Annotated in this window: 14 protein-coding genes and 2 CRISPR repeat arrays; of the genes, 8 read left to right on the top strand and 6 right to left on the bottom strand. The window is 75.2% G+C overall.

Annotation, left to right across the window (positions count from 1 at the left end):
• Positions 1–12: 12 nt before the first annotated feature.
• Entirely contained in the window at positions 13–1,371 is a 1,359-nt protein-coding gene (locus ACSUPR_RS03670) for an MFS transporter (RefSeq protein ID WP_436889487.1), read from the bottom strand.
• Positions 1,372–1,640: 269 nt separating this feature from the next.
• On the opposite strand from ACSUPR_RS03670, the gene ACSUPR_RS03665 reads away from it, so the two are divergent.
• On the top strand, positions 1,641–2,336 hold the full coding sequence (locus ACSUPR_RS03665; protein WP_436889486.1) for a maleylpyruvate isomerase family mycothiol-dependent enzyme: 696 nt from the start codon (positions 1,641–1,643) through the stop codon (positions 2,334–2,336).
• Between the two features lie 93 nt (positions 2,337–2,429).
• Here the strand turns inward: ACSUPR_RS03665 and ACSUPR_RS03660 are convergent, their stop codons facing one another.
• Positions 2,430–2,813 carry a GatB/YqeY domain-containing protein gene (locus tag ACSUPR_RS03660; protein WP_436889485.1) on the bottom strand — a complete coding sequence of 128 codons (384 nt, stop codon included), beginning with the start codon at positions 2,811–2,813 and terminating at the stop codon, positions 2,430–2,432.
• Positions 2,814–3,045: 232 nt separating this feature from the next.
• Between ACSUPR_RS03660 and ACSUPR_RS03655 the strand changes: the two genes are divergently transcribed.
• The 4 genes from ACSUPR_RS03655 (at position 3,046) to ACSUPR_RS03640 (ending at position 6,262) form a co-directional block, all read left to right on the top strand.
• A complete protein-coding gene (locus ACSUPR_RS03655; protein ID WP_436889484.1) occupies positions 3,046–3,624 on the top strand; it encodes an HD domain-containing protein in 579 nt (192 codons plus the stop codon).
• Positions 3,625–3,644: 20 nt separating this feature from the next.
• On the top strand, positions 3,645–4,784 hold the full coding sequence (locus ACSUPR_RS03650; RefSeq protein WP_436889483.1) for a histidine kinase: 1,140 nt from the start codon (positions 3,645–3,647) through the stop codon (positions 4,782–4,784).
• Positions 4,781–5,467 (top strand): response regulator, encoded by a 687-nt coding sequence (locus ACSUPR_RS03645; protein WP_436889482.1) that lies wholly within the window; start codon positions 4,781–4,783, stop codon positions 5,465–5,467. The genes ACSUPR_RS03650 and ACSUPR_RS03645 overlap by 4 nt, the downstream gene beginning before the upstream one ends.
• A 138-nt stretch (positions 5,468–5,605) precedes the next feature.
• Entirely contained in the window at positions 5,606–6,262 is a 657-nt protein-coding gene (locus ACSUPR_RS03640) for a DUF2306 domain-containing protein (protein WP_436889481.1), read from the top strand.
• A 400-nt stretch (positions 6,263–6,662) separates the two neighbouring features.
• On the opposite strand, the gene ACSUPR_RS03635 is transcribed toward ACSUPR_RS03640, so the two are convergent.
• The 4 genes from ACSUPR_RS03635 to ACSUPR_RS03620 all read right to left on the bottom strand — a co-directional run bounded on the left by ACSUPR_RS03635 (position 6,663) and on the right by ACSUPR_RS03620 (position 9,585).
• Entirely contained in the window at positions 6,663–6,986 is a 324-nt protein-coding gene (locus ACSUPR_RS03635) for a hypothetical protein (RefSeq protein ID WP_436889480.1), read from the bottom strand.
• A 394-nt stretch (positions 6,987–7,380) separates the two neighbouring features.
• On the bottom strand, positions 7,381–7,785 hold the full coding sequence (locus ACSUPR_RS03630) for an ester cyclase (RefSeq protein WP_436889479.1): 405 nt from the start codon (positions 7,783–7,785) through the stop codon (positions 7,381–7,383).
• A 232-nt stretch (positions 7,786–8,017) separates the two neighbouring features.
• The gene (locus tag ACSUPR_RS03625) at positions 8,018–8,710 is read right to left on the bottom strand and encodes a haloacid dehalogenase type II (protein ID WP_436889478.1); all 693 of its coding nucleotides are present in this window, start codon (positions 8,708–8,710) and stop codon (positions 8,018–8,020) included.
• A 44-nt stretch (positions 8,711–8,754) separates the two neighbouring features.
• Positions 8,755–9,585 carry a preprotein translocase subunit SecD gene (locus ACSUPR_RS03620; protein ID WP_436889477.1) on the bottom strand — a complete coding sequence of 277 codons (831 nt, stop codon included), beginning with the start codon at positions 9,583–9,585 and terminating at the stop codon, positions 8,755–8,757.
• Between the two features lie 525 nt (positions 9,586–10,110).
• Between ACSUPR_RS03620 and rox the strand changes: the two genes are divergently transcribed.
• From rox to ACSUPR_RS03605, 3 genes are all read left to right on the top strand, one after another.
• Complete coding sequence (rox, locus tag ACSUPR_RS03615) at positions 10,111–11,592, top strand: rifampin monooxygenase (protein WP_436889476.1); 1,482 nt, start codon at positions 10,111–10,113, stop codon at positions 11,590–11,592.
• Positions 11,593–11,718: 126 nt separating this feature from the next.
• A CRISPR array of direct repeats spans positions 11,719–12,793; the repeat unit is 29 nt; unit sequence GTGCTCCCCGCGCACGCGGGGATGGTCCC.
• Positions 12,794–13,097: 304 nt separating this feature from the next.
• Positions 13,098–14,564: a family 43 glycosylhydrolase gene (locus ACSUPR_RS03610; RefSeq protein ID WP_436889475.1), complete on the top strand. Its 1,467-nt coding sequence runs from the start codon at positions 13,098–13,100 to the stop codon at positions 14,562–14,564.
• Positions 14,565–14,632: 68 nt separating this feature from the next.
• A complete protein-coding gene (locus tag ACSUPR_RS03605) occupies positions 14,633–16,816 on the top strand; it encodes a TerD family protein (protein ID WP_436889474.1) in 2,184 nt (727 codons plus the stop codon).
• Positions 16,817–17,854: 1,038 nt separating this feature from the next.
• Positions 17,855–18,189: direct repeats of the CRISPR family, unit length 29 nt; unit sequence GTGCTCCCCGCGCACGCGGGGATGGTCCC.
• Positions 18,190–18,381 lie beyond the last annotated feature (192 nt).

Here is an 18,381-nt window from a genome sequence, read left to right as displayed (position 1 = left end):
GCCCCGGGCCCCTCAGCCCCCGGGCGCGGCCTCGGGGATGCGCCGGCCCAGGGCCCCGGCGGCCAGGGCCGCCGCGACCAGCGCCAGGCCGGTCAGGGCCAGGCCCGTCGGCGGGTCGGCGGCCACCAGGAGCGGCACCACCAGCATCCCCGCCGTCCCGCACAGCCGCACCACCATGTGGTGCGCGGACAGCACCGCGACCCGTTCCGCCACCGGGAAGCGGTCCGCGATGGACACCTGCAGGGTGACGCTCGCCCACGGCATGGCCGCCCCCGACAGGAGCATGACCACCGCCAGCAGCCCCACGGTGGGCGCGAGCCCCATGGCGGCCAGCAGCACCCCGGCCACCGCCCAGGCACCGCAGAACACCGGCAGCCACGGCCCCCGCGGGCGCAGGTTGCCCACGGCCAGGTTGCCCGCCACCGCACCCGCGGCCGCCAGCGCGGTCAGTGCGCCGTAGACGGCCAGGCCCTCCCCGTGCACGGTGGTGAGCAGGATCGGCAGGCCCACGGCGGAGGCGGTCCCCGCCAGCTGCCCGGCCCCGTTGAGCACCACCGCGACCGCCACCGAGGGGTGGGAGCGCACCAGGATGCGCCAGCCCGCCGCGGTGGCCCCGGGGCGGATCGGCCGCGGGGGGACCGGGGACCGGGAGGGGCGGGGGCCGGGCGCGCGGGGCTGGGACACACGGGACGGGGGAGGCGGCGGGAGCTGGTGGGACGGAACCGGCAGGGGGGTCCGGGATCCGGTCCCGGCGGCCGGTCCGTTCCGCCGCCGCGGCCGCGCGGGCCCGCGGCCCAGGGCCGCGATCACCGCCGCGCTCACCAGGAAACCCACCGCGGTCGCCCCGTAGAACCCGACCTCGTCCACGACCAGCAGCAGGGCCCCGGCGGCCCCCGGGCCCAGGATGCGGGCCAGCCGCCCGGCCAGGTCCAGCAGCCCCATCAGCGGCCGCACCCGGTCGGCGTCGACCAGCGAGGGGGCCAGGGCGGGCAGCAGCGGTTCGAGCAGGGAGGAGGCCGTCCCCACGAGCAGCGCCACCGACAGCAGCAGCACCACCCGCAGGTGCGCGGCGGCGTCCGCGGCCTGCGCCGTCCCGGCCCAGGAGTCCAGCAGGGCCCAGGCCACGGGGACCGCGGCCACGACGGCGGCGTACGCCAGCTGCACGAGGGCCAGTCGGCCCCAGGTGGCCAGGCGGGCCGTCAGCCGCCAGCCGAAGGCGCCCATGAGGATGTAGGGGACCGACTCCAGCACCGCGACCAGGCCCATGAGGAACGCGGACTCGGTGGCCTGCCACACCAGCCACATCACGGCCAGGGCGTACAGCCGGCCGCCCACCACGGCCACGAGCTGGGCCGCCCACAGCGCCGCCACGCGCCCTTGCCGCAGTAACCGCAGGTAACCCACGCGTGCGCCTCCTGTGGTCGGTCCCGGGGCCGGGACGGGGGCCGTGTCCGGGCTCCTCCGGCGCATACCGGATACCCGGAGAAAAGCCTCGAATCCCCACTGTGACGCAGGGAGGGCGCCCACAGGTCGGCCCGGGCCGGCCACCGGGGCCCGCGGGGCGGTGTTCTGTCGGTGCCGGGGTGGACGATGGCCCCCGACCGCAGGACCGGAGCCGGCCACCACCCCAGGAGGACCCGATGGCACGATCGTTCGAGGGCGACGACACCGGCGGACCCGGCTCCGCCGCGGCGCCGCCCCCGAGCCGGGGCCGGGAGCTGTGGGCGCTGGTCCACGCCGAGCGCGCGGCCCTCGCCGACGACCTGGCCGGGCTGTCCGAGGAGGAGTGGGCGACCCCGTCGCTGTGCGGGGGCCTGACGGTGCGCGAGGTCCTGGCCCACCTGACCGCCGGGGCGAGCCTCAACGCCCTCCGGTGGTTCGCGGGGGTCCTGCGCTGCCGCTTCGACTTCGACGCCCAGGTGGCGATGCGCCTGGCCGAGCAGATGGGGGACTCCGGCGCCGACACCCTCGCCCGCTTCCGCGCGGTCGTGACGAGCGAGGTGTCGCCGCCGCTGCCCGTCATCGCCATGCTGGGCGAGGCCGTCGTGCACGGCGAGGACATCCGGCGCCCGCTGGGGATCTCGGGCGGCCGGCCCGTCGCCGTCCTGACGCGCGTCGCCGAGTACTACCGCGGGACGGACCAGGTCGTCGTCGCCGGGAGCCGGGTGAAGGGGTTGCGGCTGAAGGCCACCGACGGCCCCTTCGCGGCCGGGGAGGGGCCCGAGGTCGCGGGCGGCACGCTCGCCCTCATCATGGCGATGACCGGCCGGCCGGCGCACCTCGACGAGCTGTCCGGGGACGGGGTGGAGGTGCTGCGCGGGCGCATGGACGGGTGAGCCCGCCCGCGAGCGCCCGGCAGGGCCGCCTCCCCCGTCACCGCGTCCGTCCCGGGGGCCGTGCCGCCCCGGGGGCGGTGCCGCCCCGGGATTTCAGGCCAGGTAGGCGGTGAGGACCTCCGCCTCGGCGCGCAGCCGCTCGGCCGCGTCGCCCCGGCCGTGGGCGGTGTAGCGCTCGGCCTCGGCCCGCCGCTCGGTGACCTGGGTGCGCAGCAGGCCTTGGACCTCCTCGGCGGACAGGACGCGGCGGGCCGCCTCCGTGGAGCCGACCCCCCGGCGGGCGCCCGCGACGTGCTCGGCCGCGGCGGCCCCCGTGTCCGCGGGGACGCCGACGGCCTCGGCGTTCTCGATGGCGGCGAGGGCGGTGCGCAGTGCGGAGACGGCCTCGGGCCGGCGGGCCCTCATCGCCGCCACCAGGTCGGCGCGCAGCAGCGCGCGCAGCTCCCGCGCCGGGTGGTGTCCGGGTGTCGTGTCCACGTGCTCCGCTCCTCCCACCGGCCGGGGCGGTGCCCGACGGCGCTGATCTGGCCTGTCGAAAGTACCCTTTACTTCCCTTTGATGCAACCACATAGGGAGTGATAGGGATATTTTCGGCATCTTCGCTTTTGCGGTACGCCGCCCGGAACCGGGAACCGGGCGGTCCGGGCCCGGATGTAGTTGGATGGCCTGGGGCGGGAGCCGCCGCCCCCAGGCGTGGAAGGACACAACCATGGGCGACACCGGACCGGCCCGCATCGCGCACCTGCTGTTCGAGGCCGGAACGCTCAAGAACCAGCGCCGCACCGGCTGGTGGGTCGCCGGGGTGCGCGACCCCGAATCGGTGGCCGAGCACTCGTGGCGGACCGGGCTGATCGCGTCGGTGCTGGCGTCGATGGAGGGCGCCGACCCCGCCGGGGCCGCCCTGATCGCCGTGTGGCACGACACCGGCGAGACCCGCACCGGCGACCTGCACCACCTGGCCCAGAAGTACCTGGAGTCCAAACCCGACGCCCGGGACATCGCCGCCGACCAGGCCCGGGGCCTGCCGGAGGCGGTGGGCGCCATGGTGCGCTCCGCGGTCGCCGCCTACGAGGAGCAGGACTCGCCGGAGGCGCGCTGCGCCAAGGACGCCGACAAGCTCGAATGCCTCCTCCAGGCCATGGAGTACCGGGCGCAGGGGCACGCCGCGGCGCAGAGATGGATCGACTCCAGCCTGGAGCGCATCACCACGGCCGCCGGCCGGGCACTCGCCGAGGCGGCCCTGGCCCAGGAACCCCTGGACTGGATCCACCCCGCCATGGGCCGCTGAGCCCGCTGTACCCTGGCCCTGTGCACGGCCTCCTCCGCTCCCTGTGGGACGAACCCCGGCCTCCCGGCCCACCGCGGCGCGCGGGGTGGGACCCGGCGCTCGCGGCCCTGTTCGCGGCCGCCGCGGTCGTCGAGGGCGTCCTGCGCCCCGACCTGCCGTGGCGGATCCCGACGGTGCTCCTCACCGTCGGACTGATCGCCCTGCTGCCGCTGCGCCGCACCCGCCCGCTGGCGGCGGTAGCGCTCGTTTTCGGCCTCTCGTCCCTGGCCACCGCCGTGTCGGGCGGCCAGATCACCTCGCTGTACACGACGCTCTGCTTCCTGCTGCTGCCCTACGCGCTGTTCCGGTGGGGATCGGGCCGGGAGGTCGCGCTGGGCTCGACCGTGCTCGTCGGCGCGGTCGCCGTCGGCGCCCTGGCGGACTCCGGGGCCGCGGGCGACGCCCTGGGCGGAGTCGCGGTGGTGTTCTCGGTCAGCGCCCTGGGCGCGGCCGCGCGGTACCGCGCCGGGGCCAAGGAGCGCGAGTTCGAACGCGCCCGGCTGCTCGAACGCGAACGGATCGCCCGCGACCTGCACGACACCGTCGCCCACCACGTCTCGGCGATGGCGATCCGCGCCCAGGCCGGGCTGGCGGTCGCACAGTCCCGTCCCGACGCCGCGGTGGACGCGCTCCAGGTCATCGAGTCCGAGGCCGGCCGGGCCCTCACCGAGATGCGCGCCCTGGTCCGCGTCCTGCGCCGGGACGACACCTCCCCCGCGGGGCGGGTGCCCCACCCGCGGGCGGGTGACCTGCGCGAACTCGCCGGGGAGGCCGGGGCCGGCGGGCCGGCCGTGGAGGTGGAGGTCGCCGACGGCCTCGACGACCTGCCCCCGGAGGTGGCGGCCGCGCTCCACCGCCTCGCCCGGGAGGCGGTCACCAACGCCCGCAGGCACGCCCGCAACGCCACCCGCATCCGCGTGCGGGTCACCGCCGACGCCGCGGCCGTGCACCTGCGGGTCAGCGACGACGGCGACCCCGTGACGCGGCGCTCGACCGGCTACGGCCTCGTCGGCATGGCCGAGCGCGCCGACCTGCTCGGCGGCACCTGCCGGGCCGCCCCGAACCCGGACAGGGGCTGGACCGTCACCGCCGACCTGCCCCGGTCCGGGGCCGCCGCATGAGCGCGGGGGACACGCCGCCGGACATCCGGGTCGTCGTCGCCGACGACCAGGAGATCGTCCGCACCGGCCTGACGATGATCCTCGACGCCCAGCCCGGCATCACGGTCGTCGGCCAGGCCGCCGACGGCCGCGCGGCCGTCGAGCTGGCCCGCAGGCTGCGCCCCGACGTGTGCCTGTTCGACATCCGGATGCCCGGCACCGACGGCATCGAGGCGACGCGCCTGCTGGCCGGACCGGACGCCGAGGACCCCCTCGCGGTCGTCGTCATCACCGTGTTCGACCTCGACGAGTACGTGTACGCCGCCCTCAGGGCCGGGGCCCGCGGGTTCCTGCTCAAGGACGCCGGGACCGAACTGCTCGCCCAGGCCGTGCGGGCCGCCGCTGCGGGCGACGCCCTCATCGCCCCCAACGTCACACGGCGGCTGCTCGACGCCTTCGCCGGACGCCGCCCGGCCGGGCCGCCCGTCCAGCCCGCCGAGGCGCTCACGGACCGGGAGGAGCAGATCCTGGAGGCCGTGGCCCGGGGACGGACCAACGACGAGATCGCCCGCGAGACCTACATCGCGGTCAGCACGGTCAAGACCCACATCGCCAGCCTCATGGCCAAGATCGGCGCCCGCAACCGGGTCGAGGCCGCGATGTGGGCCTACGAGACCGGGCGCGCCGGGAACACCCGGCGCTGACCGGAAGGGTGAGTCGGCCCTCCTCCCCAGGGGGGAGGCGGACGCGGCCCGAACGCCGATGCCCGGGCACGGGTCCGGCGGCCATGATCGGGTCACGGCGGCGGACACGGTGCCGCCCCGGCAGCGAAAGGACCCGTCTTGACCCCCTCCGCGCGACGCGAGTGGCCCGTACCCGTTCTGCTGATCCTGCTCAGCGCCGTCCCCGTCATCGCGGGCGGCGTGCGCCTGGGCGACCTGGGCGGCGGCGGGCCGGTCACCCCGGACAACGCCCGGTTCTTCGCCGACCCCGTGCCCGTGGTGCTGCACATCGTGGCCGCCGTGCCCTACTGCCTGCTGGGCACACTGCAGTTCGCGCCCCGGCTGCGGCGCCGCCGCTGGCACCGGGCCGCGGGGAGGGTGCTGGTCCCGCTGGGGCTCGTCGCGGCCCTGACCGGGCTGTGGATGAGCCTGTCCTACCCCCTGAACGAGGGGGAGAACGTCTCGCTGACCCTGGTGCGGCTGGTGTTCGGGAGCGCCATGGCGGCGGCGATCCTGGTGGGGTTCGCGGCCGTCCGGCGCGGCGACATCACCGGACACCGGGCGTGGATGATCCGGGGGTACGCGATCGGCCAGGGGGCGGGCACCCAGGTGTTCACCCACCTGCCCTGGACGGTGTTCCTGGGGGAGCCGGGCGAGGCCGCCAGGACGGGGCTGATGGCGGCGGGGTGGCTGATCAACCTCGCCGTCGCCGAGTGGGCGATCCGCAGGAGCACGGCACGGCCGGGGACCCGCGCCGTGCGCGCGGGCACCCGCTGACCGGGGCCCCGCTCCCGGGGCGGTGCGGGACGGAGCGGTCCGCGTGCGGCCGCGCACCGCGGCGGGCGGCCGTCGTGGAGGGGCTGCTGTGCGCTCCCGGGCCGCCGACCGGGCGGCCGGGGCCGGCGGTACGCCGAGCCGGCGGCGCACGTCCGGGGAACGGGGCCGGAAGAGGGCGCACCGCGCGGGGCCGCCGCCGGGTCCCCGCCTCCGCGGGGCCGCTGCCCCGTCCCCTGCGTTCGGGCGGCCGCGCCCGGGTCGGATCCGCCGACCGCCTCGCCGGAGTCCGTCGGGCCCGGCGGCGGGGCGCCGCCGGCCGCGCGGGACGGGGAACGGCGGGGTGCGTCCGCTCGGGTCCTGTGGCGCGGGCGCCGAACGGGGGGCATACGCCCGGTACGCGCTACGGCAGGACCGGTCGGCCGCCGTGGAGGTGCGGGCAGGGCCCGGCGTCGGGTTCGCCGAACGCCTGCGGCAGCGGCGGCAGCACCAGCACACCCACCAGCGCGGCGGCCGCGGCGCCGGACGCGCAGGCGAGCAGGAGGGCCCGGAACGCGGGCCGGGGGTTCCGGCGCCCGTCCCCCGGCGCCGTCTCCGACGGGATCCCGTACGGGGGACCGGAGGGCCGGTCGGCCGGGGGGTGGTGCGGGGAGGGGGCGGAGGGGTTTCTGTGATCGTTCGCCCTCGGGGGGAGGGCCGACGGAGCCGTGTCCGGAAGTGCGCGCATGGGACCCTTCAGAGTGTCTTCGCAGCGTCGAATGTACCTCCGGGAGATCAGGCCGGTGGGCGTCTCGGCGCATATTCCGGAAGTGGCTACCAAGGTCCCGGACCGGAGATGGGCGGAGATGTCCGGCCTCCGCCCCGATATGCCGACGAGAACTGGCGATACGGGTGTTCCCCGGCGTATCGGCTGACGCGCCGGCACCGGTCGGCGCACCGCGTCCGCGGTCGACCCACGGGCGCCCGGCCCGGTCACGGCCCGGTCCGCTTCCGCCCTCCGGGCGGTCGGCGCCGCCGCGCACACCCGCCGCGCCGTTCCCCGTGCCCCGGCCGTCGGGGCCGGGGCACGGGGAACGGAGGTGTGCGGACGGGGCCGGGCTCCGGCCCGCCCGGGCCGGAACCTACGCGGGCACCGCGCCGAGCTGACGCATCACCGACAGGTTGTCGCTGTAGTCGTGCTCGCGGTGGATCAGGCCGTCGCGGGCCTCGATGACGTTGCAGTACTCCGCGTGGATGCGCCTGCCCGTCGCCGGGAGGCCGGAGAAGTCGCCGGTGTGCGTGGCGGTGATGGTCGCCTCCAGCACGCAGACGTCCCCCAGCTCGAGCTGGCGGTGGATGTCGAACGCCATGTCCGGGAACGCGGACGTGTACGTGCGGACCTTCTCGAGGGAGCCGTCCACGTCGTGCGTGACGCCCTCCTCGTCGGTGAACTCGTACTCGGGGTGGAGGAGGGCACGGACGGCGTCCACGTCCCCTGACCGGATGGCATCGAAGTACGCGCGCTGGAGGTCAGCGGTCTTGCCCACGGGACTCTCCTCCTTCGTCGAGGACGGAGCGATACTTCCGATCGTTGCACACGGACGGCCATCGGTGCAGGTCATGGCCTTTTCCGGCCACCCCGGGGCGAGGTGCCCGGGAGGGCCCCGGAGCTCCGGCGGACGGGGCGGGCGCACGCGGCCCCCGTGCGGTGCGGCCCGCAGCGCACCGAGCCCACGAGGGACCGCCACGGCGTCGGCCCGCGAGGCCCGCCCCGGGAGCTCAGGAGGAGGTGAGGACCTCCGCCAGGCCGTCGAGGCTCCCCACCTCCAGGTCGAAGGCGTCCTCCGGCCGGGGCGGGTCCCCGACGGGGCGTTCCACGTAGGCCGTCCTCATCCCGACCGCCTGCGCGCCCCGCAGGTCCCAGGCGTGGGCGGCGACCATGAGCAGGCGCTCGGGGGCCAGGCCGGAGTCGGCGACCGCCAGCCGGTAGACGTCGGCGCGGGGTTTGTAGCCGCGCACGTCCTCGGCGGACAGGATCTGGTGCCAGCGCAGCCCGGCGTGCGCGTTGATCCGGGTGAGCGCCGAACGGCCGGCGTTCGACAGGCCCGTCACCGGCAGGCGCGCGGCGATCCGGCCCAGGGCCGACACCGAGTCCGGCCACGGGTCCAGGCGCTGCGCGGAGGCCGCCAGCGAACGGACCGCCTCCGGGTCGCCGACGCCGACCTCGGCGGCGACGCGTTCCGCCGCCTCGCGGTCGAGCACCGTGCTGTCCGCGTAGGGGCGACCGCCCGAGAGGATCTCACGCTGCTGTTCGTCGACGTGCCGCTGCCAGAGTCCGACGAGGTCGCCCGTCCGCGCCTCGTCGAGGCCGGGGACCAGCGAGCGGATACCGCGCTCGATCCCGCCGGGTTCGTCGACCATGGTGCCGAGGATGTCGAAAACGACCACGTCCACATCGGGAGTGGGGGTCACGGGGCCTCCTGGGCTCGAATCGCTGACGGTTCCGTTCGGGCACCCTAGGGCACCGCGGAGACGGCCACGGGCAGCGGGTCGGAGCCGACGAGGTCGGCCAGCGCCTCGGCCTCCGCGCGGTCGAAGTCGCCGCTGATGACGGTGGTGCGGCCGCCGAGCCCGGTCCCGCAGTCCACGTCGGGGCCGACCTCGGGGGCGGAGACGATCTCCTCGTCCACCACGATCGCGATTCGGCGGCCCGCGTCGCCCGCGGGCCGGCAGGCGGCCTCACCGGTCACCCGGGCCCATTCCCGGGCGCCCTCCTCGGTGAACTCCACGTGCACCTCCCACTGGCCGAACGAGGAGTTGTACCCGGCCCCGGCGGAGGCGACCTGTTCGTTGCCGAGCCCGGCGGGGCCGAGCCGCAGCGCCTCGGAGGAACCGGGGTCGGCCAGGACCTTCTCGTCCTCGAAGGCGCTCTGGGCGGTGCTGCCCGCGGTGCCGAACACGGGGTGGACCGCCATGACCCCGGGGCGCTCCAGGAGGGCGACCGCCTCCCGGACGTCCGTGTCGGGAGGGAGCTCGACGGTGACGGTGGAGTCGTCCCGGGGGGTGACGACCGGCTCGCCGGCCCCCAGGGACGCGACGCGCTGATGGAGGATCGCGGAGACCCGGTCGACGGTCCCGGGGGAGACGGTGTCCGTGCCGTCCCCGAGGCGGAGTTCCACGGTCTCGCCGCCCCCGGGCCGGTCGGCCCACAGCAGCCAGGCGGTGGCGCCGCCCGCGGCGAGGAGGAGGGCGAGGGCGACGGCCGCGGCGACGAGCGGCCACGGCCGGATGCGGTTCGGGGCGGGCGGGGGAGCGGGTACGGGCGACTGCGGGGGCTGGGGGGCCACGGGGGTCCTTTCCGCTTCGGGGGCACCACGTTCCCACCCTTCCAGAACCACCGGGCCGGAGACAGGCCGAGGAGGAGGGCGGCGCGGCGGCCGTCCGGCCGTGCCCGCGGGGTCCGCGGCGGAGCCGTCCGGGGCCGGCCGCCGCGACACGGGGGCGGGGACCGGCGGAAAGGATCCGTCGGCGCGGGCCGGGGCGGGCGCAGGACGCCGTGTCCGGACACGGAGGCCGGCGGGCTCCGGGGGAGCGTGTTCGGCGGGCCGGTCTTCGGGGACGGCCGCCGGACCTGCCCCGGCATCGGGCGGGACCGAGCCGGGGCCGGGCGGGATCGGCCGAAGGGCCGCGGGGAGGAACGAGAAAAGGCAGGGGTTCCGGGAACCTCCTGCCACTCTCAATCTATAGCGCACCCCGGGGCTTGCGGCAAGACCCGGGGTAGGGCGCAGAATCGTCGATCACGGCCGTCACCTGCGGGGGATCCGCGACCTGGGTGGGGCCGTTCTTTCCGTTGCGTGGAACCAGGGGGACACATGATCGACGTGCTCATCGCCGGCGGGGGGCCGACCGGGATGATGCTGGCCGCCGAGCTGCGGCTGCACGGTGTGCGGGTGGTCATGCTGGAGAGGGACGCCGAGCGGCCGCCGTTCGTGCGGGCGCTGGGGCTGCACGTGCGCAGCATCGAGGTGATGGACCAGCGCGGCCTGCTGGGGCGGTTCCTGGAACTCGGGCAGAAGTACCCCCTGGGCGGGTTCTTCGCCGCCATCCCCAAGCCCGAGCCCACCGGGCTCGACACGGCGCACGGGTACGTGCTCGGCATCCCGCAGACCACCATCGACCGCCTGCTGGAGGAACACGCCGCCGAGGCCGGCGCCGACATCCGGCGCGGCGTCGGCCTGGTCGGCCTGGAACAGGACGGGGAGGGCGTCACCGCGGAGCTGGCCGACGGGACCCGGCTGCGCTCGCGCTACCTCGTCGGCTGCGACGGGGGCCGGAGCACCGTGCGCAGGCTGCTCGGGGTCGGTTTCCCCGGGGAGCCCGCTCGGCGTGAGGCGCTGCTGGGGGAGATGGAGGTGACCGCGCCGCCGGAGGAGGTGGCCGCCACCGTGGCCGAGGTCCGCAGGACCCACCTGTGGTTCGGCATCGGGCCGGTGGGGGACGGGGTGCACCGGGTGCTCGTACCCGCGGCGGGGGTGTCGGAGGACCGTACGGTCGCGCCGACCCTGGAGGACTTCAGGCGGCAGCTGCGGGAGTACGCGGGGACCGACTTCGGGGTGCACTCGCCCCGGTGGATGTCGCGCTTCGGCGACAGCACCCGGTTGGCGGAGCGGTACCGGGTCGGGCGGGTACTGCTGGCGGGGGACGCGGCGCACATCCATCCGCCGGTGGGCGGGCAGGGGCTCAACCTCGGGGTCCAGGACGCGTTCAACCTGGGGTGGAAGCTGGCCGCGGAGGTCAACGGGTGGGCGCCGGGGGCCCTGCTGGACACCTATGAGGCGGAGCGGCGCCCGGTGGCGGCTCAGGTGCTGGACAACACCAGGGCGCAGACGGAGCTGATGTCGCCCGAGCCGGGGGCGCGGGCGGTGCGCCGCCTGGTGTCGGAGCTGATGGACCTGGACGAGGTGAACCGGTACCTGACCGAGAAGATCATCGCCACGGGGATCCGCTACGACGTCGGTGGGGGAGCGGTCGAGGCGGCGGAGGGGAGGGCTCTGCTCGGCAGGCGTCTGCGGGATGTGGGGCTGAAGCGGGTCGGGCGCCTGTACGGGTCGATGCACGGTGGCCGCGGGCTGCTGCTGGACCGGGGCGGGCGGCTGTCGGTGACGGGGTGGGAGGACCGGGTGGACCACGTCGTCGACGAGGTGGCGGAGCCGGGGGAGGCGGGTGTGCCCGCGGCGGTGCTGCTGCGGCCGGATGGCCACGTGGTGTGGGCGGGGGAGGGGGTGGGGGGACCGGAGGAGTCGGAGGGACTGTCCGCGGCGCTGTCGCGGTGGTTCGGCGCCGCGGCCGGGTGATTGCCTCGCCCCTCGTGTTCTGTTAGGAATTCGGGGAGGTCGGGATGGGCCCCGGGTGTTTTGTCCGATTCTCGAGAAGTTTGAAAATCGGCTGTTCCCCGGTGGGATCTTCGCAGGTCATTTACTGTGCTCCCCGCGCACGCGGGGATGGTCCCGACGCCGCCGCCCCGGCCCCTCCGGAGCTGGAGTGCTCCCCGCGCACGCGGGGATGGTCCCTGGTGGCGCGACCGGGCCGCGGAGCTGTGGTTGTGCTCCCCGCGCACGCGGGGATGGTCCCGACGCCGCCGCCCCGGCCCCTCCGGAGCTGGAGTGCTCCCCGCGCACGCGGGGATGGTCCCTGGTGGCGCGACCGGGCCGCGGAGCTGTGGTTGTGCTCCCCGCGCACGCGGGGATGGTCCCTGGGATACTTCCGGGAGATGATGGCGCGAGCCGTGCTCCCCGCGCACGCGGGGATGGTCCCCGGTACTTGCGGGCCACGAAGACGAAGGGCCAGTGCTCCCCGCGCACGCGGGGATGGTCCCTGAACGCCCTACGCATGGCCGCGGTGTGGCGGGTGCTCCCCGCGCACGCGGGGATGGTCCCAACGACGTTGCTCATCGGAGCCTCCTGGGTCCGTGCTCCCCGCGCACGCGGGGATGGTCCCAGGTCGCCATGCTCGGCAGTGGTGATCCACCGGTGCTCCCCGCGCACGCGGGGATGGTCTCGATCCGGTCCGCGCCGACCGCGATTAGGACGCGTGCTCCCCGCGCACGCGGGGATGGTCCCTGGGCCCTGACCGAGGTCAGGAGCTGCTGCATGTGCTCCCCGCGCACGCGGGGATGGTCCCGACGGCGGCGGCACGGCGCGCTGGGAGTGGTGGTGCTCCCCGCGCACGCGGGGATGGTCCCACCTACCCGGGGTAGGCCACCCTGCGCAACCCGTGCTCCCCGCGCACGCGGGGATGGTCCCCTCGGCGTGACCGTCGACAGCCTGGCAACGCCGGTGCTCCCCGCGCACGCGGGGATGGTCCCGTCATCGGCAACCGATCCGACCAATACCGGTCGTGCTCCCCGCGCACGCGGGGATGGTCCCCGGATCTCGAACTGGACCGGCTTGATCATGTCGTGCTCCCCGCGCACGCGGGGATGGTCCCAGGGAACTGTCCGGGGCCAGACGGACGGAGGCCACGGAGCGTGCTCCCCGCGCATGCGGGGATGGTTCCGTCGCGGTGAGGATGTCGTTGACCCGGGTCAGGTGCTCCCTGCGTAGCAGGGGTGGCGCGGGTGGAAGCCATGCCGCCATCGTCGTCCGGCGACACCGCCACCTGCGTCGGAGAGGGACCGGTTCCGGACTCGGTCCGGGGCCCGACCCTGCCCGTGCTCTAGGACCGTGGTCCGGTCCACGTTCGGGCGCCCCCGGTCGGCTCGGAATGGAGCACCAGGGACCGGCCGGGGCGCGTGTGCGGGGCGGTGCGTTCTCGTGGCGGTCCCCTTCCGGGTGTGCGGGGAACATGCCACACTCATCGCGTGATCGAGCCCGAGACCCCCACCCAGGCCGGTGCCCTGCCGACGCGCCCCGTTCTCGGGGGCTTTCACCCCGATCCCACGGTCTGTCGGGTCGGTGACGTGTTCTACCTGGCGTGTTCCAGTTTCGAGTACGCACCGGGGGTGCCGCTGTACCGGTCCCGGGACCTCGTCACCTGGGAGCCGATCGGCGCGGTGATGGACCGTCCCGCACAACTGGACCTGGCCGGGGCGGGCGCCTCCGGCGGCGTCTACGCCCCCACCCTGCGCCACCATGACGGGACCTTCTTCCTGGTGACCACCAACGTCTCCGACGGCCCCGGCCACCTGCTGATGACCGCGGCCGACCCCGCGGGCTCCTGGTCGGATCCCGTTCGCATCCGGGATGCGGGCGGGATCGATCCCGACCTGGTGTGGGATGAGGACGGCCGCTGCCTCCTCACCTGGTCGGACGGTGGGATCCGCCAGGCCGTCCTGGACCCGGCCACCGGCACGCTGCTGTCCGAGCCGCGCACGCTCTGGAGCGGCACCGGCGGGAGGGACCCGGAAGGACCGCACCTGTACCGGACCGGCCGGTGGTGGTACCTCGTCGTGGCCGAGGGCGGGACCGGTCCCGGGCACGCCGTCACGGTCGCCCGGGGCCCCTCCCCCGAGGGGCCGTTCGAGCCCTGCCCGCACAACCCCCTGCTGACCGCCCGGGGCACCCCCGGGCCGGTCCAGAACACAGGGCACGCCGATCTGGTCGAACGCCCCGACGGGTCGTGGGCGATGGTGTTCCTGGGGGTACGCCCCGAGGGCTCCTTCCCCGGCTGGCACGTGCTCGGCAGGGAGACGTTCGCGGTGGACGTCGCATGGGAGGACGGCTGGCCGGTGGTCGCCGGACCGATCGAACCGCCGGAGCGGGCGCCGGTCCGGTCGGTGCTCGCCGACGGCGTGATCGGTTCCGAGTGGGTCGGGGCCGGTGTCCTCCCCGGCCGGGTGCTGCGGTGGTCGGGCGACCGGTGGCGGATGACCCCGCCGGGCCCCGGCCGGGTGTTCGTCGGCCGCCGCCAGGAGCACACGGCCATGACCGCACGGGCCGCCATCACGGCGGACGGGGGAGTGGGCGCGCTGGAGGTGCGGATCGACCCCGTCCACCGGTTCGCGCTGGAGGTCGACGGGACCCGGGTGCGCGCCGTGGCGCAGGCCGGGCCGCTGACCAGCGTGCTCGGAGAGCTTCCCCTGCGGCCGGAGGCGGTGCTCGAGCTGCGGGCGGTCCCGCCGACGGCCCCCCTGTACAGCAGGGAACGGGGGCCGGACCTCATCGTCGCCGAGGTCCGCACCCCGGAGGGCGGGGTCGAACTGGGCAGGCTGGACGGCCGCTACCTGTCCACGGAGGTGGCCGGGGGGTTCACCGGCCGCATGGTCGGCGTCTCGTGTGCCGGGGGCGGCATCCACGTGGACTCCGTGGAGTACCTGGGCGGTACATGACGGCGGCCCGGACAGAAGTCCGGTATGCACGGAAAAGGCGTGGCGGCGGGCTTCGCGGGGGTGCGACGATGCTGCGCATGCTGACCTCCGAGATCATCACGCGCACCCTGCGCGTGCCGGAGCCGTCCGGGGAACCCGGAGACGGTTCCGCCGCCACGCGCCGGTTCGACGCCGCTCTGCTGTCCGTGGGCTTCACCTGCTCCGCGGACCTGCTGCGCCACCTGTCCGGGCTCCGGCCCGAGGACGTCCTGGCCGCGGCCGGACCCGTTCTGGCCGCCGTCCGGACCGCGGTCGGCGACCACGTTCAGCACAACGTGTACTTCGCCGACTTCCCCGAGAACGTGCCGGACACGGTCGACTTCTGGCTGGCGTGCCTGGCCGATGCACTCGCCGACCCCGCTGTCAGGCCGGAGGCCGTCTTCACGTCCAACGGGGTGAACCTGCTGGAGCTGCCCCGGTACGGCCGCTACCAGCACGACTTCGACGCCCTGGTGCAGGCGCGCGAGCCGTTCGTCGCCGGCGCCAAGGACCGCCTCCGCGTCCTGCACCTCGGGCGCACCCTGGCCGAGGAGACGCGGGCCCTGTACCTGGAGCTGGCCGGCGGCCCGCTGCCCCTGAACGAGGACGACCTCGTCCTGCTGGAGCTGCTGGCGGCCGAGTGCGCCGACGGGGAACAGCCCGAGCGGATCCCCGTACGCGAGAACCGGGCCGTCGTCAACCGTGCCCGCATGGCCGAGGGGCGCGCGCCGCTGGTGGACACGGTCACCGACGTCCTGCGGCTGGCCTGCGCCCTCTCCGACGGCGACGTCACCCTCGACCGGCCCACCCGGTTCCGGTCCTTCCGGCGGAGCGAGCGCCGGGCCCTCATGGCCGCGCTGGAGGGGGTGGTGGCGGGCAGCCGGGCCAAGCTCGGCGACGTCGCCCGCCACCGGGAACGGTTCAAGCGGCTCGGCGAGCGCCTGCACCCGCACGAGTACCCGGCCCTGGCGGGCGCCCGCGAGGTGTTCGCGGTCGCCCGGGGCGAGAGCCGGGTGCGCGGCTTCGACGCGCGGGTGGAGGCGGCCTTCGTCGACGGCGACACCGACCGCGTGCTCGACCTGCTGGCCGCGTCTCCCGGACGGCTGGTCCGGGGTCTGGACCGGGTCCTGCGCCAGGCCTCGCCCGAGGAGGCCGTCCGGGTCGCGGAGGTGGTGGACGCCCGTGCCGACGAGGTCGCGCCCCGCGTCCTGGTGTCGGCCCGCGAGCACCTGGCCTCCCGGCGGCGGCGGGGGGTCGCCCGGATGTTCGTCAACCAGCGGGCCCGTGCCTGGGTCGAGCGGGACGAGCGCGAGCGACTGCCCGCCGAACACGTCGACCCGGTGGTCGGCGCGCTGGACGCGGCCCTGGCCCGGCGCCTGCCCCGGTTCGACCGGGTGCTGGTGGACGAGGCCGTGCGCACCGTCGCGGTGCCCCGCTCGGGCAAGGGTGCGGCCGGGGGCGTGGGTGTGCTGCCGCGCGGGTCGGAGATGCCGGTGGACGGCGAGCGGCTGCGGTTCTTCGTGCACTGGCGCCAGGCGGCCCGGCGTACGGACCTGGACCTGTCGGTGCAGCTGCTCGACAGCGGCTTCTCCCCGGCGGGCCAGGTGTCGTGGACCAACCTCAAGGGCACGGGCATGGTGCACTCCGGTGACATCGTGGAGGCCCCGGAGGGGGCCACCGAGATGATCGACCTGGACCTCGCCAAGGTCGCGTCCCGTGTGCGGCACGTGGTTCCGCAGGTACTGCTGTACTCCGGTGAGGGCTTCATGGAACTGGCCGAGAGTTTCTTCGGCTTCATGAGCCGCGACGGGGAACAGCAGGGCATGCCGTTCGAGCCGCGGACCGTGCGGGCCAAGTCCGATCTGCGGGGGGCCGCACGCGTGGCGCTCCCGCTGGTGTTCTCCCGGACCGAGGGCGGGGGCTGGACTGCCCGGTGGCTGCACCTGTTCCTGTCGGGAAGGGTGGCGTTCAACCGGGTGGAGCAGACCGGTGTCTCCGCGGGGCTGCTGGCCAGGGCCATCGTGGAGCGCACCGCCTTCACGGTGGACGACCTGCTGGGGATGACCGAGAGGGCCGGCGCCCGGGTGGTGCCGTTCGACGCCGGGAAGATGGCCGAGGAGACGGTTCCCGAGGGGGAGCGCTGGGCCTACGTCGGGCTGGAGCGCCCGGACGGGCTGCCGGAGGGCACCGAGGTGTTCACCGCACGCGAACTCGGCGCGCTCCTGCCGGACTGACCGGCCGCGCGGTGCCGGTGGCCTACCCTCCCGGGTGCGGCCACCGGGCCTTGCCCGGTCCTCCGCGGTCCGCGCGAGGAAATGGCTGGCGGGTGTCCGAGCGGACCCGCTAGGGTTCGATGCGGTGAGGCGATACGGGGACTTCCTCCTCACAGTCGGATCCGGTGGCCACGAGAGTGGGCCGGACACCAGTCCCCGTGCACTCCTCGCCGCGATCACTTCGGGCGGCCATGCGACGGCTTCCTTCTAAGGGTTCGACTCCCTTTTCACACTGGTACCAGCCGTCGCGCCCTCCGCCCACGTGAGGCCATACCGGGACTTCCTTCTCGGCCTCGTAGAGGCTTCGACTCTTAATCGAATGCCAGTCCCGGTGCCCTCCTCACACACTGAAGGGGTGGGTCCCGCCTGAGGTGGGGCCCACCCCTTCACTCGGTTCCGATCGCTTTCGCCGCTCCCGGTCTGTCAGGGGGCACCGGGCGTCGCCGGGAGCGCCGACCCCGATCGCGGCCAGGGCCCGGCGGGGATGTCCGCGCGGTGGCCCGCGCCGCCCATCCAGGTTCCGGCCACCTGTGGGGACTCCTGCCGACCTTCGGCGGCTTTCTCCGTTCCCGAGCGTCGCACCGCTCATGGGAGCCGTATGCCGGACCTCGTGCGCCATGTGGTCGCGGGCGTCCGGGTCTTCGCTGTACCGCCGTGCGGCGGCGGTGAGCCGGTCGTCCACGCCCGGGGCGTCGCGGTCCGTGGTCGTTCGCGGTGCCGGTCGTCTCCACCACCCGGTCCATCTGCATGCTCGTGACGGCGGACTCTTCGCTGTCGCCGTTGTCGTTGCTGGCGGGTGCGCAAAGGAATTCCCGGGTCGGTTTCTCGACCCGGCCCTGTGGCCCTTGGCAGGGCGCTGTTCTGCTGTCTGTGATTGCCCTTGCCCGCCTGTTCCGATATGAAGGCGGGAGTCCATGGAGGAGAGCGGGCGTTTTGTCCGATTCTCGAGAAGTTTGAAAATCGCTTGGTTCCCAGTGGAATCTCCGCAGGTCATTTACTGTGCTCCCCGCGCACGCGGGGATGGTCCCCCCAACGGCAGCGGGCTCGCGTTCCACAGCCTGTGCTCCCCGCGCACGCGGGGATGGTCCCCACAAGGAACGCCTGGCCGCGGGGATGCGGGCCGTGCTCCCCGCGCACGCGGGGATGGTCCCGGTGGCGGGTCAACGCCGAAGCCGTCGAAGCCGTGCTCCCCGCGCACGCGGGGATGGTCCCCGGGGCGATGGCCGCCGTCTTCGGCAGGGCGCGTGCTCCCCGCGCACGCGGGGATGGTCCCTTCTGGAAGGACAAGCTGTTCGCCGGCGCCGAGTGCTCCCCGCGCACGCGGGGATGGTCCCCGGGGCCGGGGACGATGATGGTGTTGACGACTATCTCTCTGGTACCCCATTTGGTCCAGAGTCGGATTCGTGGTCGTCCTGACCCACGACGACAGGAAAAGACAGACGAATGACCGCCAAGAAGACCGTGCAGGCCCCCGAGCGCACGGAGAGCGCCAAGGCCGTGGAGGGGCCCTCCCCGAGACTCCCCAG

The sequence above is a fragment of the Nocardiopsis dassonvillei genome (genome assembly GCF_964273065.1).
In the GTDB taxonomy this organism is placed as follows: domain Bacteria; phylum Actinomycetota; class Actinomycetes; order Streptosporangiales; family Streptosporangiaceae; genus Nocardiopsis; species Nocardiopsis dassonvillei_B.
The sequence above is the reverse complement of the archived record's forward strand: the minus strand, read 5'-3'. Positions and strand labels throughout refer to the sequence as shown.

Bases quoted from the DNA above. Each gene is read 5' to 3' on its own strand.
- ACSUPR_RS03665 (WP_436889486.1), top strand. From the start codon at position 1,641: ATGGCACGATCGTTCGAGGGCGACGACACCGGCGGACCCGGCTCCGCC.
- ACSUPR_RS03655 (WP_436889484.1), top strand. From the start codon at position 3,046: ATGGGCGACACCGGACCGGCCCGCATCGCGCACCTGCTGTTCGAGGCC.
- ACSUPR_RS03645 (WP_436889482.1), top strand. From the start codon at position 4,781: ATGAGCGCGGGGGACACGCCGCCGGACATCCGGGTCGTCGTCGCCGAC.
- ACSUPR_RS03635 (WP_436889480.1), bottom strand. From the start codon at position 6,986: ATGCGCGCACTTCCGGACACGGCTCCGTCGGCCCTCCCCCCGAGGGCG.
- rox (WP_436889476.1), top strand. From the start codon at position 10,111: ATGATCGACGTGCTCATCGCCGGCGGGGGGCCGACCGGGATGATGCTG.
- ACSUPR_RS03605 (WP_436889474.1), top strand. From the start codon at position 14,633: ATGCTGCGCATGCTGACCTCCGAGATCATCACGCGCACCCTGCGCGTG.